This is a genomic window from Burkholderia sp. Ac-20379, from assembly GCF_017104645.1.
In the GTDB taxonomy this organism is placed as follows: domain Bacteria; phylum Pseudomonadota; class Gammaproteobacteria; order Burkholderiales; family Burkholderiaceae; genus Burkholderia.
The window spans coordinates 1-15,112 of sequence record NZ_JAAGPF010000034.1 but is presented as its reverse complement, the minus strand read 5'-3'; the positions used below and the strand labels follow the sequence as shown (position 1 = coordinate 15,112).

The following is a 15,112-nucleotide window of genomic DNA, read 5'->3' as shown; positions in this document are numbered from 1 at the left end:
TTGACGATTTATTGCTCGGCCGTTGCCTGGCCGTAGTTGCGCGCGACGTAGTCGCTCACGATTTGCTGGAATTCTTCGGCGATGCGCTCGCCGCGCAGCGTCTTGACCTTTTCGCCGTCGATGAACACCGGCGCGGCCGGATTTTCGCCCGAACCCGGCAGGCTGATGCCGATGTTGGCGTGCTTCGACTCGCCCGGGCCATTGACGATGCAGCCCATCACCGCGACGTTCATCTTCTCGACGCCCGGGAACGTCTTGCGCCATTCCGGCATCTGCTCGCGCAGATAGGTTTGAATCTGCATCGCCAGTTCCTGGAACAGCGTGCTGGTGGTGCGGCCGCAGCCCGGGCAGGCGATCACCATCGGCGCGAACGAACGCAGGCCCATGGTTTGGAGGATTTCCTGGCCGACCACCACTTCACCCGTGCGCGGTGCGCCCGGATCCGGCGTCAGCGAAATGCGGATCGTGTCGCCGATGCCTTCCTGCAGCAACACGCCGAGCGCGGCCGTGGAAGCGACGATGCCCTTCGAACCCATGCCGGCTTCGGTCAGGCCCAGGTGCAGCGCGAAGCCGCAGCGCTTGGACAACTCGCGGTACACCGCGATCAGGTCCTGCACGCCGCTGACCTTGCACGACAGGATGATCTTGTCGCGGCCGAGGCCCAGTTCGACGGCACGTTCGGCCGAACCGATCGCCGACTGGATCAACGCTTCGTACATCACGCTCTGCGCGTCCCACGGCGTGCTGCGCGCGGCGTTCTCGTCCATCATGCGCGCCAGCAGATCCTGATCCAGGCTGCCCCAGTTCACGCCGATGCGCACCGGCTTGTCGTATTTCGCGGCCGCTTCGATCATCTGCGCAAACTGCGTGTCGCGCTTTGCGCCCTGGCCGACGTTGCCGGGGTTGATCCGATACTTCGACAGCGATTCGGCGCAGGCGGGATGATCGCGCAGCAGCAGGTGGCCGTTGTAATGGAAATCGCCGACCAGCGGCACCGCCACGCCCATCCGGTCGAGCTGTTCGCGAATCGCCGGCACGGCCGCCGCCGCCTCGGGCGTGTTGACCGTGATGCGAACCAATTCCGAGCCCGCGTTCGCCAGTTCCTTGATCTGGATGGCCGTGCCGATCGCATCGGCCGTGTCGGTGTTCGTCATCGACTGCACGCGCACGGGCGCATCGCCGCCGATCGTCACCAGGTTCCCGCCCCAACGGACATCCACCGCATGCGAACGGCGGCGCGGCGCGAAGCCGCCGAACACCGGTTCGGTTGAACAAATCTGACTGCTGCGTGGGGATTGAGCTTCGGATTGCATCGTTGGATCCATTTACGCCGGAAGCGCCACCCGTTGGGCGGCGCACGAATTGAAAAAGCGTCGTGCCCGGTCAGCCACGACGCTTGCCGTCAGGGCAGCGCGAATCGCGCGACATTGCCCCGACCCGCCGAGTATTTTGCCGGATCGACGGTTTTTCCGTCGAACGTCACCGCGTCGAGGCCGGCGCGGTTGCCGATGGTGACGCGCAGCGGTGCTTCGCCCGCGCCTTGACGCGTCTCGCCGGCCTTCGCCAGCCCCGACACGATTTCCTTGCCGCTCTTGTCGCGCACGCTGACCCAGCAATCCTGCTTGACCGTGATGCCGATCGTCGACTGGCCGGCGGCCGCCACGACGCTGGCGCCGTCGGCAGCCGATGCCGTGACCGGAGCAGCCGGTTGTGCCGGCGCGACAGCCGGCGCCACCGATGCCGCCGCGTCGCTGGCAGCCGGCGCACTTTCCGTCGCACCCGACGCCATCACGCCCGCGACAGCCGAGCCGCCCACCGCGATCGCCGACGAATCGGACGCCGCCGCGGCCGGAGCAACCACCGAGGACGCCTGCTGCGTATCCGACGTAGCGGACGTGCCGACACCGGCATTGGACTTGAAACGCGAAAGCCAATTCGCCGAATCGCCGCTCGAATGCCACATGGCCACGGCAACCACCGCCACAATCACGGCCAGCACGGCCCAAAGCCATGAACGGCTGCGCGTGGACGCACCCAGCGGAATCGACACCCGACCGCGCGGCAAACCCGTCCCGGCCGACGCCGGCATCGACAGATCGACTTCCGGCACGCCTTTCTCACGGCGCAACGCTTGTGCGAACGGCTCCGGATCGACACCGAGCATCTTTGCGTAGCTGCGCACCACACCGGCCGCGAACGTCGCACCCGGCATCTGGCTGATATCCCCGGCTTCGAGGGCGCGCAACTTCGGCGCGGCAACCTTCAAGCGCGACGAGACATCCGCGACCGACCAACCCTTCGCTTCACGAAGCTGCGCGAGGCGCGCTCCGACCGCCGCCAACGACTCCAACCCCGCCGATGCCGGTTTGTACTCGGCGTTCGTGTCTGCGCCTCTTGGCGGTTGCGGTTCGCTCATCCTAATCCTCGCGTCGATTCTTCTTCACTTGCACAACCACGCCAAGCCATCGCCGGCGCCGAAGCACAACCGTTAAACAGAGGCAGGCCTGGCCTGCCCCGGATCGCTTTCGCGTTGCCCGGACCTCCCCGTCAGACAGCCCGGACTTCGATGACCTTCCCCGCTCCCGTCCGTTCCGCCAGGCGCGTGCGGTCCTTCACTGCGCCAGCGAGTTGCCCGCAGGCGGCGTCGATATCGTCGCCGCGCGTCTTGCGCACGGTCGTGACCACGCCAGCTTCGAGCAGAATCTGCGAGAACTGCTTGATTCGCTCGTTTTTCGAGCGCAGCAGCCCGGATTCCGGGAACGGATTGAAGGGGATCAGATTGAATTTGCACGGCACGTCGCGCGTTACGGCGAGCAGCTCGCGCGCATGCGCGTCGGTGTCGTTGACGCCGTCGAGCATGCAATATTCGAACGTGATGAAATCCCGCGGCGCGACCTTCAGATAGCGCTGACACGCAGCCATCAGCTCGCGCAACGGATATTTCTTGTTGAGCGGCACCAACTCGTCGCGCAGCGCATCGTTCGGCGCGTGCAGCGACACCGCGAGCGCCACCGGCAATTCCGCGCCGAGACGATCCATCATGGGCACCACGCCCGAGGTGGACAACGTGACACGTCGCCGCGACAGCCCGTAGGCGTTGTCGTCGAGCATCAGCCGCATCGCGGGCACCACCGCGCTGTAATTGAGCAGCGGCTCGCCCATTCCCATCATCACGACGTTCGTGACGACGCGATCGGCCTTGCCGTTCGGCCCGGGCGCACGCCCAAGCGATTCGCGCAACGCGAATTCCGCCATGCGCAACTGGCCGACGATTTCCGCCGTCGACAGATTGCGCGAAAAACCTTGTTTTCCGGTCGAACAGAACCGGCAATTGACCGCACACCCGGCCTGCGACGAGACGCACAGCGTGCCGCGCGTTTCTTCGGGGATGAACACGGTTTCGACCGCGTTGCCGTTGCCCACGTCGATCAGCCACTTGCGCGTGCCGTCCGACGAGACATGATCGCTGGCGATCTCGGGCATGCCGATCGTCGCGCGACCCTTCAGCTTCTCGCGCAACGATTTGGCGAGATCGGTCATGCCGTCGAAATCGGCGGCATTGTATTGATGAATCCAGCGCTGCAACTGCTTGGCCCGGAACGGCTTCTCGCCGAGGCTGCCGCAATATGCGACAAGCCCCTCGGCGTCGAAGTCGAGAAGATTGACGGAAGATTCGGTCGTCATGATGCCCTGCCTTGCTGCAAGCGCTGGATTCGTTACCCGCTTAGCGCGAGTAGACGTTCAGGCCTGCAAAGAAGAACGCGATTTCGACGGCGGCCGTTTCGGCGGCGTCCGAGCCGTGCACGGCGTTCGCGTCGATGCTGTCGGCGAAATCGGCGCGGATCGTGCCGGCGTCTGCCTTCTTCGGATCCGTGGCGCCCATCAGGTCACGGTTCTTCAGGATGGCGCCTTCGCCTTCCAGCACCTGGATCATCACCGGGCCCGAGATCATGAAATCGACCAGGTCCTTGAAGAACGGACGTGCTGCGTGCACGGCGTAGAACTGTTCGGCTTCAGCGCGCGAGAGTTGTGCCAGACGTGCCGCGACGACCTTCAGGCCTGCGCCTTCAAAACGGCTGTAGATCTGACCGATCACGTTCTTTGCCACTGCATCCGGCTTGATGATCGACAGGGTGCGCTCGATTGCCATAAAAACTCCAAAAAATTAAGAAGTTACGAATTCAAATGAATCCGCTATTGTAACACGTTCCCGTGTATCATTGCGATTGAACCCTTACACGATCGTAAGGTCGAAAAGCGGGTATGCTGACACCTGCGCGCCGCGCTTGTGTCAGGCATTCGGTGGCCCTTGAAACCTTGGGCCGGCGAACCGATCTTATGCAGTGCGGCGTCCGGATTGCTGCAGCGCATCGCGATGCATCCGGGTCCCGATCGCTGTCACGTTCCATGTTAGGAGAAACCATGAACGACTATCCGTACAACTTCGGTCGCGGCGGCTCGCTGGCGTCGGCCGAAACCCGCAACCGCGTGCTGCGCAACACGTATTGGCTGCTCGCGCTCTCGATGATCCCGACCGTCCTCGGCGCGTGGGTCGGGGTCGCGACCGGTTTCTCGCTGTTCGCGGCCACCAGCCCGGTGATGAGCCTGCTCGCCTTCTTCGCGATCGCGTTCGGCTTCATATTCGCGATCGAGCGCACCAAGAACAGCAGCGCGGGCGTCTTCGTGCTGCTCGGCTTCACGTTCTTCATGGGCCTGATGCTGTCGCGCCTGCTCAGCTTCATCCTCGGCTTCTCGAACGGCCCGTCGCTGATCATGCTCGCGTTCGGTGGCACTGGCGTGATCTTCGCCGCGATGGCCACCGTGGCCACGGTCAGCAAGCGCGATTTCTCGGGCCTCGGCAAGTGGCTGTTCGTCGGCGTGATCGTGCTGCTGCTGGCATCGGTCGCCAACGTGTTCCTGCATCTGCCGGCGCTGATGCTGACGGTGTCGGTGCTGGCGATCGTGATCTTCTCGGCCTACATGCTGTTCGACGTCCAGCGCGTCGTGAACGGCGGCGAGACGAACTACATCACGGCGACGCTCGCGATCTATCTCGACCTGTACAACGTGTTCACGAACCTGCTTGCACTGCTCGGCATCTTCGGCGGCAATCGCAACTGATCGTACGACACACCCCACGAAAAACCGGCCCTCGGGCCGGTTTTTTCATGCCTGCTCGAAACGTGCCGGTCAATCGCGCTCGAACACCGCGATCGATTCGACGTGCGACGTGTTCGGGAACATGTTGACCACGCCCGCCCCGCGCATCCGGTAACCTGCCTCGTGCACCAGCAGCCCGGCGTCGCGCGCCAGCGTGGACGGGTTGCACGATACATAGACGATCCGCTTCGGCAGCGGGCCTTCGCCGCTCTGCGCGATGTCGGCCAGCGCCTTCGACACCGCCAGTGCGCCCTCGCGCGGCGGGTCGATCAGGAACTTGTCGAACGCGCCCAGCGCACGAATATCATCCGCCGTCACTTCGAACAGGTTGCGGCAGGCGAACGAGGTGTGGTCGTCCACGCCGTTTTCCTTCGCGTTGGCCAGCGCACGCGTGGTCAGCGCCTCGCTGCCTTCGATCCCCACCACCTCGCGCGACAGGCGCGCCAGCGGCAGCGTGAAATTGCCGATGCCGCAGAACAGGTCGAGCACGCGATCGCCGCGCTGCGGTGCGAGCAGGCGCAGCGCCCGGCCGACCAGCACGCGATTGATCTGATGGTTGACCTGCGTGAAATCGGTCGGCTTGAACGGCATCCGGATATTGAATTCCGGCAGCGTGTAGTCGAGCGACTTGTCGAGCGGATAAAACGGGAACACCGAATCCGGCCCCTTCGGCTGCAGCCAGAACTGCACGTCGTGCGCATCGGCGAACGCGCGCAGCAAGGCTTCGTCGTCCGAATTGATCGGCTCCAGCACGCGCAGCACGAGTGCCGTAACGCTCGACCCGACCGCCAGCTCGATCTGCGGCATGCGGTCGTTGATCGACAGGCCCGCCACCAGTTCGCGCAGCGGCACGAGCATGGCGGAGACATGCGGCGGCAGCACTTCGCAGCTCGTCATGTCGGCCACGTAGCTGCTCTTCTTCTCGTGGAAGCCGACCAGCACGCCGCCCTTCTTCGGAACGTTGCGCACGGTCAGGCGGGCGCGGTAGCGATAGCCCCAGGCCGGCCCGTGAATCGGCGAGAACATCGTTTCGGAGCGCAGCTTGGCCAGGTGCCAGAGATTATCCTCGAGCACGCGTTGCTTGATCGCGACCTGCGCGCGCACGTCGAGATGCTGCATCGAACAGCCGCCGCAGGTGCCGAAGAATGCGCATTTCGGCTCCACGCGCAACACGCTGGGACGCAGAATATCGACCACGGTGGCCTGCTCGTAGCTGGGCTTGCGGCGATAGCTCGAATACGTGACCCGTTCGCCGGGCAACGCGCCCTCGACGAAGATCACCTTGCCGGGTTCGCCGTCCTCGTTCACGAGACGCCCGACGCCGCGCGCCTCGTGGTCGAGCGATTCGATCTCGATGGGCGCGCTGACATGCACGACGGGCGCGTTGCGGGATTTGCGCGCGGGAGTGGGGGCGGCTTCAGACACCAGCTTTTCCTGACATTCGTTTGTGGGAAGGCGAGATTGTAGACGAATGGCCGTCCGTCATTGGAGATTCGACATGCAACTGATCAACTGGAACGTGCAATGGGGCCGGGACGCCAGCGGCGCGGTCGATCTGGGTCGCACCATTGCCGAGGCCCGCGCGATGGCCGATTTCGACGTGCTCTGCCTGCAGGAGCTGACGCGAGGCTTCGGCGCCCTGCCCGGCGGGCCCGGGCCGGACCAGTTCGCCGAACTGGCTGCCCTGTTGCCGGGGTTCGCAGTCGTCGAGGCGATCGCCGTCGATCTGCCGCCCGCGGCGGCCGGTGCGCCGCGGCGTCAATTCGGCAACGCGATCGCGACGCGGCTGCCGATCGGCAGGGTGATACGGCACACGCTGCCGTGGCCGGCCGACGACAGCGCGCCGTCGATGCCGCGCGTGGCGCTCGAGGTCAACCTGGGCACCGCGAGCGGAACACCGCTGCGGATCGTCACCACGCATCTGGAGTTTTACTCGGCGGCGCAACGGCTTGCGCAGGTCGATGCATTGCGCGAAACCCATCGCGAGGCGGCCGAACATGCGCGCCGCCCCACGCCGACAGAAAAGCGCGACAGCCCGTTTGCGGCGTCGGCGCGCGCGTTCGACGCCGTGATCTGCGGGGATTTCAACAGCGCGTATCGCGACGACGCCTACCGGCGCATGCTCGCCCCGATCGACGGCGCCCCCGCCTTCGTGGACGCCTGGGTGCACCGGCATCCGGGCGAAACGCCACCGCCCACCGCCGGCGTATACGACACGGTGCAATGGCGGGAAGGCGCGATGACCTGCGATTTCGTGTTCGTCACGGAGACATTGCGCGATCGCGTCGTGCGCTGCGACATCGACGGCGCGACGCGCGCCTCCGATCATCAGCCGATCCTGCTCGAACTGCGCGAGTGAATGCGACGCGGCCGGCGCCGGCGCGCGATCAGGCCTTCGGGAACGCCGCCAGGTACTCGGCCCAATGCGGCGCCGGTTCGGCCACGAGCGCGTCCTTCACGAGCTGCACTTCCTCCGCGTATTCGGCTGGCGCCAGGCCACCGCGCATCAACTGGAAGCGGCAATAGAGCAGATAGGTGTTCACGACGTCGGTTTCGCAATAGCTGCGGATCGCCTCGATCTCGCCCGCGCGGAACGCCTCCCACACCTGGCTGCCGTCCATCCCGAGCTTGCCGGGAAAGCCGCACAGCTTGGCCAGCGCATCGAGCGGCGCGGCCGCGCGCGGCTGATAGAGCGCGAGCAGATCCATCAGATCGGTGTGGCGCGTGTGGTAGCGCGACAGATAGTTGTTCCACTTGAACTCGCGATCGTCCTCGCCCAGATCCCAGTAGCGCGGCGCGGCGATGCCATGCACCAGCGCCCGGTAATGGAGCACGGGCAGATCGAAGCCGCCGCCGTTCCACGACACGAGCTGCGGCGTGTATTTCTCGATCGTCCGGTAGAACGACTGGATCAGCGCGGCTTCACCGTCCTGGGCAGTGCCCAGCGAGCGCACGCGAAAACCGCTCTTGTCGCGAAACACGCACGAAATCGCGGCGACGCGTTGCAGGTGATGCGGCAGGAAATCGCCGCCCGTTTTTTCGCGGCGCGCTTCGAACGCATGTTCGGCCACTTCCTCGTCGCTGAGGTCGGCCGGGAGATCTTCGAGACGGCGAATGCCGTCGACATCGGGAATCGTCTCGATGTCAAAAACCAGAATCGGTGTCATCTATGAATTACAGGACCGCGTCCTTGCGAACGCCATTGGAGGCAAAAAACCGCTTCAGGCGCACCAGCGCTTCCTGCTGGATCTGCCGCACGCGCTCGCGGGTCAGCCCCATCTCGTCGGCCAGCTCCTCGAGCGTGGCCGGTTCGATGTTGTTGAGGCCGAAACGCCGTTCGATCACGTGGCGGTGCTTGTCGGACAGCCGCGACAGCCACGCGCGCGTCAGCGTTTCAAGCTCGCGGTGCTGCACTTCGGCGTCGGGAGATTGGCCCTGGTCGTCGGGCAGCAGATCCAGCAGGCTGCTGGCCGGATCCATGTCGAGCGGCGCGTCGAGCGACGCGGTGTGCTCGTTCAGCGCGAGGATGTCGGTCACTTCCTCGGCCGTCTTGCCCGTCAGGTAGGCGATGTCGTCGATGCTGGCCTCGCGGCGCTCGGCCGCCTCGCCCGTCGACATCGAATTCTTTTCGAGGTGGCGCTTGGCGCGCAGCACCTGGTTCAGTTCGCGGATCACATGCACCGGCAGCCGCACGGTGCGCGCCTGGTTCATGATGGCGCGCTCGATGCTTTGCCGGATCCACCAGGTGGCATAGGTCGAAAAACGGAAGCCGCGCGTAGGATCGAATTTCTCGATCGCATGCATCAGGCCGAGATTGCCTTCCTCGATCAGATCGAGCAGCGGCACGCCGCGATTCAGATAGCCCTTCGCGATGCTGACCACGAGCCGCAGATTGCGCTCGATCATGACCTGCCGCGCCTCGAACTCGCCGGCCTTGGCCCGGCGCGAGTAATGCTGCTCTTCCTCGACGGTCAGCAGCGGCTTGACGCTGATGCGGTTCAGGTAATGCTGGATGGTGTCGGCGGTGAGCTCCGCCTGCATGACCGCGCGGAAATCGTCGGGCTCGGGCGCGCTCTCGCCGCCGCGCGATTCGCGCTCGCCGTCGCTGTCGTCCGAATCGGCTTCGCGCGCTTCGTAATCGCGTTCCGACTCGGCGGCATCGTCATCGTCCTGCTTCGAAGCGCCAGCCCGTCCCACCGATGCTTGCGTGGCACGACTGATCTTCTCAGGCTCGGCTTGCGGCTGGTGGCGCTTCGATTTCGGCATGATCGTCTCGTCTATTGAGGCGGCAGATACTTCAGCGGATCAACAGGTTTGCCTTGACGGCGAACCTCGAAATGCAACATCACGCGGTCGGAATCGCTGTTGCCCATCTCGGCGATCTTCTGGCCTTTCGTGACGGAATCCCCCTCTTTTACCATCAAAGCGCGGTTGTGTGCATACGCCGTGAGATAGGTCGGATCGTGCTTGATGATAATGAGGTTGCCGTAGCCGCGCAGCCCGTTACCGGCGTAAACCACGCGGCCGTCCGCTGCGGCCTTGACGGGCGTGCCGGCTGTGCCGCCGATATTGAGGCCTTTGTTCTTCGAATCGTCGAACTGATTGAGGATCGGGCCGTGCACCGGCCACGCGAACGACACCGCACCGGAACTGGCGCTCGGCGACGCGCTCGGCGCCGGCGTCGCACCGGCCGGCGGCACGGCATTGCCGGCCGGCGCGCCGTTCGCGCCGTAGATCGGCGGCATCGCCGGGCCGCTCGACAGCGGCGGCACCGGGGCGTTCGACGCGCCCGGCGGCGGCATGGCGACCGCGCCGTTCGGCGGCGCGACGCGCAGCAGTTGATCGACTTCGATCTGATTCGGGTTCGACAGGTTGTTCCACGAAGCGATGTCGCGGTAATTCTGGCCGTTTTCGAGTGCAATGCGATACAGCGTGTCGCCCGGCTTCACGCGGTAATAGCCGGGCGGCGGCGGGCCGAGCGGCACGGCGGGCTGCGTGGCGGCCAACGGCGCCGAGGGCGACGTGCCGAGTGCGCCGGAGCGATCCACCACGGGCGCCGGATCCATGCGCGATGCGCAGGCGGCAACGAGCAGGAGTGCGGCTGCACAGATGGCGCGCTGGCCGATTCGCTGGCCGGATGTCAGCGGAATAGTCGATTGTTTGTTTTGCATCGCGCGCAACGTAATCATCAGTGTCAAATCACTCCGGATTTTAAAGGGACAAAGAAAACGCGATCAAGTCGCGACTCTCGCCATTGCGTCGGCCCGACGCGCTCGACGAGCGTCAGCACTTGCGAATCGCCGCTCTGCGCGCCGACCGGCGCGACCAGCCGGCCGCCCACGGTCAGTTGCTCGAGCAGCGCTTGCGGAACGTCCAGCCCGGCCGCCGCGATCACGATCGCGTCGAACGGCGCGGCCGCGGGCAAACCGAGGCGGCCGTCGCCGTAGTGCAGCCGGATGTTCGGCACGCGCAACGGCCGGAGGTTGCGTTTCGCGCGTTCGAACAGGGGTTTCACACGCTCGATCGAATAGACGTCGCGCGCGAGATGACTCAACACCGCAGCCTGATAACCGCAGCCGGTGCCGATCTCGAGCACGCGCTCGGGCGAACGGCCCGCGAGCGCCAGCTCGATCATGCGCGACACCACGGACGGCTTCGAAATCGTTTGCTGATGGCCGATCGGCAAAGCCGCGTCTTCGTATGCCTGTGCGGCCAGGCCGGGATCGACGAACAGATGGCGCGGCACGGCGGCCATGGCGGCCAGCACGCGCGTATCGGTGATGCCGTTCGCACGCAGGCGTTCGACCATGCGCTCGCGAACCCGTTCCGAGGTCAGCGCCAATGCGCCGGCCACAGCGGGTTTTCCCGCATGGGCCGCGCCCTTCGCGACCGCGGCCGACGCGGTATTGCCCTGCAGCGCCGCACGGGTCAGGCCGGCCGGCCGCGCCGGCGAACCGGCCACCGACGCGCCGAGCGTTGGGCGGGCCGGAGACGCAGGATGCGATCGCTCGTTCGCGCGGGCCGGCGCCTTGCGCGGCGCCCGCTTCAGATCCTCGAGCGCAAGCGGAAACCGCTTGGCGCGCTCGCCGCTCATGCGACGTCGCTCCGCGAACGCGCCCAATCGCGCGTCGCCGCCAGTTTCTGCATGTCGGTGAGATCGAGCTGCAACGGCGTGATCGACACGTAGCCGTTCGCCGTGGCGTGGAAATCGGTGCCCTCGCTCGCGTCGAGCGCGGCGCCCGTCGAGCCGATCCAGTAGATCGGCTCGCCGCGCGGGTTGCTCTGGCGGATCACCGGCTGCGACGGGTGACGCTTGCCGAGCCGCGTGGCCTGCCAGCCCTTGATCTGGTCGTACGGTAAATTTGGGATATTGACGTTCAGAAAAGGCTGGCCCGGCATCGGCGTCTCGACGAAATGCCGGACGATGTCGGCGGCCACGCGCGCGGCCGATTCGAGCTCCACCCAATCCCTGTCGACCAGCGAGAACGCAATGGCCGGGACGCCGAACATGATGCCTTCGGTGGCCGCGGCGACGGTGCCCGAATAGAGCGTGTCGTCGCCCATGTTCTGACCGTTGTTGATGCCCGACACGACGAGATCGGGCCGGCCGTCGAGCATGCCCGTCAGGGCGAGGTGAACGGAATCGGTCGGCGTGCCGTTCACGTAATGAAACCCGGTGGTGGCCGAGCGATGCAGCGACAGCGGCCGCGACAGCGTCAGAGAATTCGATGCCCCGCTGCAGTTCTGCTCCGGCGCCATCACGGTCACGTCGGCGAACGGACGCAGCGCTTCGTAGAGCGCGGCCAGGCCGGGCGCCAGATAACCGTCGTCGTTGCTGAGTAGGATTCGCATCCGGCGATTGTAACCGAGGAAACATGGCGCGCGAACGACAGTCCGGCCCCCTTCCAGCCAATCCCGGACGATTGCCGGCGCGCCGCCGCGCGGCGTCAGATCACGTGTTTTTCGCGCAGCGCCGCGATCGCCGCGGCGTCGTAGCCGAGTTCGCCGAGCACGGCGTCGGTATGCTCGCCGAGCGCCGGCCCGAGCCAGCGCGTATCGCCCGGCGTATCCGACAGTTTCGGCGTGACCGACGGCAGCGGAATCTCCTGGCCATCCGGCAGGCGGAAACGCTGGATCATCTGGCGCGCGACGAATTGCGGATCGACGAACATGTCGGCCGCGCTGTAGATGCGGCCGGCCGGCACATCGGCGGCATTGAGCACCTCGAGCGCCGCGTCGATGGTGCGCGGCGCGAGCCACGCGGCGATCGCGTCGTCGATCTCGCGCGTGCGCGGCACGCGGCCGTCGTTGTGCGCGAGCGCCGGATCGTCGGCCAGATCGGCACGCTCGATCGCCTTCATGAGGCGCTTGAAGATCGGATCGCTGTTGCCGCCGATCACGATGCTGCCGTCGACGCAGGCGTAGGTGTTGGACGGCACGATGCCCGGCAACGACGCGCCGGTGCGCTCGCGCACCATGCCGTAGACGCCGTACTCGGGCACCACGCTTTCCATCATGTTGAACACGGCCTCGTAGAGCGCGACATCGACCACCTGCCCCTTGCCGCCGTTCATGTTGCGGTGATGCAGCGCCATCATCGCGCCGATCACGCCATGCAGCGCCGCGATCGAATCGCCGATCGAAATGCCGATGCGCGGCGGCGGCAACTCGGGATAGCCGGTGATATGGCGCAGGCCGCCCATCGATTCGGCGATCGCGCCGAAGCCGGGACGATCGCGATACGGGCCGGTCTGCCCATAGCCGGACAGCCGCACCATGACGAGGCCCGGGTTGTTCGCCGAGAGCACGTCGTAGCCGAGGCCGAGCTTTTCGAGCAGGCCCGGGCGGAAATTCTCGACGACGATATCGGCCTCGGCAGCAAGCTGCTGCGCGATCCGCCGCCCCTCGTCCGTCTTGAGATTGAGCGTGACCGACTTCTTGTTGCGCGCCTGCACGGCCCACCAGAGCGACGTGCCGCCCGCCTCCGGGTAGAGCTTGCGCCATTTGCGCAGCGGGTCGCCGCCGTTCGGATCCTCGATCTTGATCACTTCCGCGCCGAATTCGGCGAACAGGCGTGCCGCGAACGGCCCCGCGATCAGCGTGCCGAATTCGAGCACCTTGACGCCCGCGAGCGGGCCTGGCGTTGCGCTCATCTGTGTGGATTCTCCGGAACGGCGCGCGGCCGGATGGCCGGCGCCGCGTTACAGGGTGCGGCGGTCGAGCATCGCGCGGGCGATGGTGCCCGCGTCGACGTATTCGAGTTCGCCGCCCACCGGCACGCCGCGCGCGAGCCGCGTGACGGACAGGCCGCGCGCCTTCAAGGTTTGCCCGAGGTAATGGGCGGTGGCCTCGCCCTCGTTCGTGAAGTTGGTCGCGAGCACGACTTCCTTGACGACGCCATCCGATGCGCGCTTCACGAGCCGGTCGAAATGGATTTCCTTCGGACCGATGCCGTCGAGCGGGCTCAGCCGTCCCATCAGCACGAAATAGAGGCCGCGATAAGTCAGCGTCTGCTCGAGCATGATCTGGTCGGCCGGCGTTTCGACGACGCACAGCAGGCTCGGATCGCGCTCGGTATCGCTGCAGACTTCGCAGATGCGCGCCTCGGTGAACGTGTTGCACTTCTCGCAGTGCTGCAGGTGCTCGGTCGCGAACAGCAGCGACCGCCCGAGCTTCTCGGCGCCGTCCCGATCGTGCTGCATCAGGTGGTAGGCCATCCGTTGCGCGGATTTCGGCCCGACGCCGGGCAGCACGCGCAGTGCTTCGACAAGGGCGGACAGGGCGGACGGCTGTTTCATGCGATACCGGTGTGCGAGAGGAACTGCTTTAGAACGGCAGCTTGAAGCCCGGCGGCAACGGCAGGCCCGAGGTCATGCCGCCCATCTTTTCCTGCGAGGTGGCTTCGGCCTTGCGCACGGCATCGTTGAACGCCGCGGCCACGAGGTCTTCGAGCATGTCCTTGTCGTCCGCGAGCAGGCTCGGGTCGATCGCCACGCGGCGCACTTCGTTCTTGCAGGTCATCGTGACCTTGACGAGCCCGGCGCCCGACTGGCCTTCGACTTCGATGAGGGCGAGCTGCTCCTGCATCTTCTTCATGTTTTCCTGCATTTGCTGAGCCTGCTTCATCAGCCCGGCGAGTTGGCCTTTCATCATGGACGTGCTCCTTGGTGTTCGTGTGAGACCGGCGCGATCTTAGCGCCGGTTCCGGGATTAGGGAATGGGACGGGGGCGTGCCGCGCTCAGTGCAGCGTCGGTGCGCCGCCGGCCGAACCGGTGTTGTGATCGGCCGCCACGGGGCGGATCGAACCCTCGACGATCCGCGCACCGAAATCGCGGATCAGTTGCTGGACGAACGGATCGGCGCCGATGTCCTGCTCGGCGTCGCGCTGGCGCGCCGCGCGCTCGCGGGCGTCGAGCGCGGCGGCCGTACGGCGTGCCGGGCCGACGTCGACCGCGACATCGACAGGCTTGCCGAGCGCCTCGGCCAGCGCGGTCTTGAGCTTCGCGACCTGGGCCGCGTCGGCGTATTGCGGCACCGGCACCGACAGCTTCAGCGTGCCGCCGTCGATCGCCGTCAATTCGCTGTTGAACGCGAGCTGGTAGGCCACGCCCTTGAGCGGCAGGCTCGCGGCCAGTTGCGGCCATTCGCCGTCGTAGCCGATCGCGTCGAGCGAGATCGCGGGCGGCAGCGGGCGAACATCGACCGGCGCGGGCGCCGGCTGCGGCGGCGCGACGCGCACGTCGTCGGGGCCGCTATCGAATACGGGGAAATAGCCGTCGTCAGGCGGCGGCCCGAAATGCTCGTCGGCCGACATCGCCATCGGCATGTAGTCGTCGGGCGGCATGTCGTCCCACGGCGGCGGCGCGGACGGATCGGCGGACACGGCGTGAACCGGCGGTTCGGCACGCGGACGCGGCGCCGGCACGTTCACGCGCGGCGCGGCGGGCTTCG

16 protein-coding genes are annotated in these 15,112 nt (G+C 66.1%); 2 read left to right on the top strand and 14 right to left on the bottom strand.

The features are described from left to right. Window positions 1-8: 8 nt before the first annotated feature. The 4 genes from ispG to ndk form a co-directional block, all read right to left on the bottom strand. A complete protein-coding gene (ispG, locus tag G3N92_RS07185) occupies window positions 9-1,313 on the bottom strand; it encodes a flavodoxin-dependent (E)-4-hydroxy-3-methylbut-2-enyl-diphosphate synthase (protein ID WP_206126768.1) in 1,305 nt (434 codons plus the stop codon). Window positions 1,314-1,402: 89 nt separating this feature from the next. Continuing rightward, on the bottom strand, window positions 1,403-2,416 hold the full coding sequence (locus G3N92_RS07180) for a helix-turn-helix domain-containing protein (protein WP_206126767.1): 1,014 nt from the start codon (window positions 2,414-2,416) through the stop codon (window positions 1,403-1,405). Window positions 2,417-2,547: 131 nt separating this feature from the next. After that, the gene (gene rlmN, locus G3N92_RS07175) at window positions 2,548-3,684 is read right to left on the bottom strand and encodes a 23S rRNA (adenine(2503)-C(2))-methyltransferase RlmN (protein WP_206126766.1); all 1,137 of its coding nucleotides are present in this window, start codon (window positions 3,682-3,684) and stop codon (window positions 2,548-2,550) included. Between the two features lie 40 nt (window positions 3,685-3,724). Further along, window positions 3,725-4,150 (bottom strand): nucleoside-diphosphate kinase, encoded by a 426-nt coding sequence (gene ndk / locus G3N92_RS07170; RefSeq protein ID WP_206126765.1) that lies wholly within the window; start codon window positions 4,148-4,150, stop codon window positions 3,725-3,727. A gap of 272 nt (window positions 4,151-4,422) precedes the next feature. Between ndk and G3N92_RS07165 the strand changes: the two genes are divergently transcribed. Beyond that, window positions 4,423-5,121, top strand: a complete 699-nt coding sequence (locus G3N92_RS07165; protein ID WP_206126764.1) for a Bax inhibitor-1/YccA family protein — start codon at window positions 4,423-4,425, stop codon at window positions 5,119-5,121. A gap of 69 nt (window positions 5,122-5,190) precedes the next feature. On the opposite strand, the gene rlmD is transcribed toward G3N92_RS07165, so the two are convergent. Then, complete coding sequence (gene rlmD, locus G3N92_RS07160) at window positions 5,191-6,585, bottom strand: 23S rRNA (uracil(1939)-C(5))-methyltransferase RlmD (RefSeq protein ID WP_206126763.1); 1,395 nt, start codon at window positions 6,583-6,585, stop codon at window positions 5,191-5,193. A 73-nt stretch (window positions 6,586-6,658) separates the two neighbouring features. Between rlmD and G3N92_RS07155 the strand changes: the two genes are divergently transcribed. Next, the gene (locus G3N92_RS07155; protein ID WP_206126762.1) at window positions 6,659-7,519 is read left to right on the top strand and encodes an endonuclease/exonuclease/phosphatase family protein; all 861 of its coding nucleotides are present in this window, start codon (window positions 6,659-6,661) and stop codon (window positions 7,517-7,519) included. Between the two features lie 28 nt (window positions 7,520-7,547). On the opposite strand, the gene G3N92_RS07150 is transcribed toward G3N92_RS07155, so the two are convergent. The 9 genes from G3N92_RS07150 to G3N92_RS07110 all read right to left on the bottom strand — a co-directional run. Continuing rightward, entirely contained in the window at window positions 7,548-8,327 is a 780-nt protein-coding gene (locus G3N92_RS07150; RefSeq protein ID WP_206126761.1) for a 3'-5' exonuclease, read from the bottom strand. Window positions 8,328-8,334: 7 nt separating this feature from the next. Continuing rightward, on the bottom strand, window positions 8,335-9,426 hold the full coding sequence (gene rpoS, locus G3N92_RS07145; RefSeq protein WP_206126760.1) for an RNA polymerase sigma factor RpoS: 1,092 nt from the start codon (window positions 9,424-9,426) through the stop codon (window positions 8,335-8,337). Window positions 9,427-9,437: 11 nt separating this feature from the next. Next, on the bottom strand, window positions 9,438-10,349 hold the full coding sequence (locus tag G3N92_RS07140) for a peptidoglycan DD-metalloendopeptidase family protein (protein WP_206126786.1): 912 nt from the start codon (window positions 10,347-10,349) through the stop codon (window positions 9,438-9,440). Window positions 10,350-10,354: 5 nt separating this feature from the next. Beyond that, a complete protein-coding gene (locus G3N92_RS07135; protein WP_206126759.1) occupies window positions 10,355-11,254 on the bottom strand; it encodes a protein-L-isoaspartate(D-aspartate) O-methyltransferase in 900 nt (299 codons plus the stop codon). Then, window positions 11,251-12,012 (bottom strand): 5'/3'-nucleotidase SurE, encoded by a 762-nt coding sequence (gene surE, locus G3N92_RS07130; RefSeq protein WP_206126758.1) that lies wholly within the window; start codon window positions 12,010-12,012, stop codon window positions 11,251-11,253. Before surE ends, G3N92_RS07135 begins: the two co-directional genes overlap by 4 nt. 95 nt (window positions 12,013-12,107) lie before the next feature. After that, window positions 12,108-13,313, bottom strand: coding sequence for a CaiB/BaiF CoA-transferase family protein (locus tag G3N92_RS07125; RefSeq protein ID WP_206126757.1), 1,206 nt, complete (start codon window positions 13,311-13,313; stop codon window positions 12,108-12,110). A 48-nt stretch (window positions 13,314-13,361) separates the two neighbouring features. After that, window positions 13,362-13,958, bottom strand: coding sequence for a recombination mediator RecR (recR, locus tag G3N92_RS07120; RefSeq protein ID WP_206126756.1), 597 nt, complete (start codon window positions 13,956-13,958; stop codon window positions 13,362-13,364). 28 nt (window positions 13,959-13,986) lie between these two features. After that, window positions 13,987-14,313: a YbaB/EbfC family nucleoid-associated protein gene (locus G3N92_RS07115; protein ID WP_206126755.1), complete on the bottom strand. Its 327-nt coding sequence runs from the start codon at window positions 14,311-14,313 to the stop codon at window positions 13,987-13,989. An 86-nt stretch (window positions 14,314-14,399) separates the two neighbouring features. After that, the coding region (locus G3N92_RS07110; RefSeq protein WP_277396142.1) for a DNA polymerase III subunit gamma/tau C-terminal domain-containing protein at window positions 14,400-15,112 on the bottom strand (713 nt) is incomplete at its 5' end.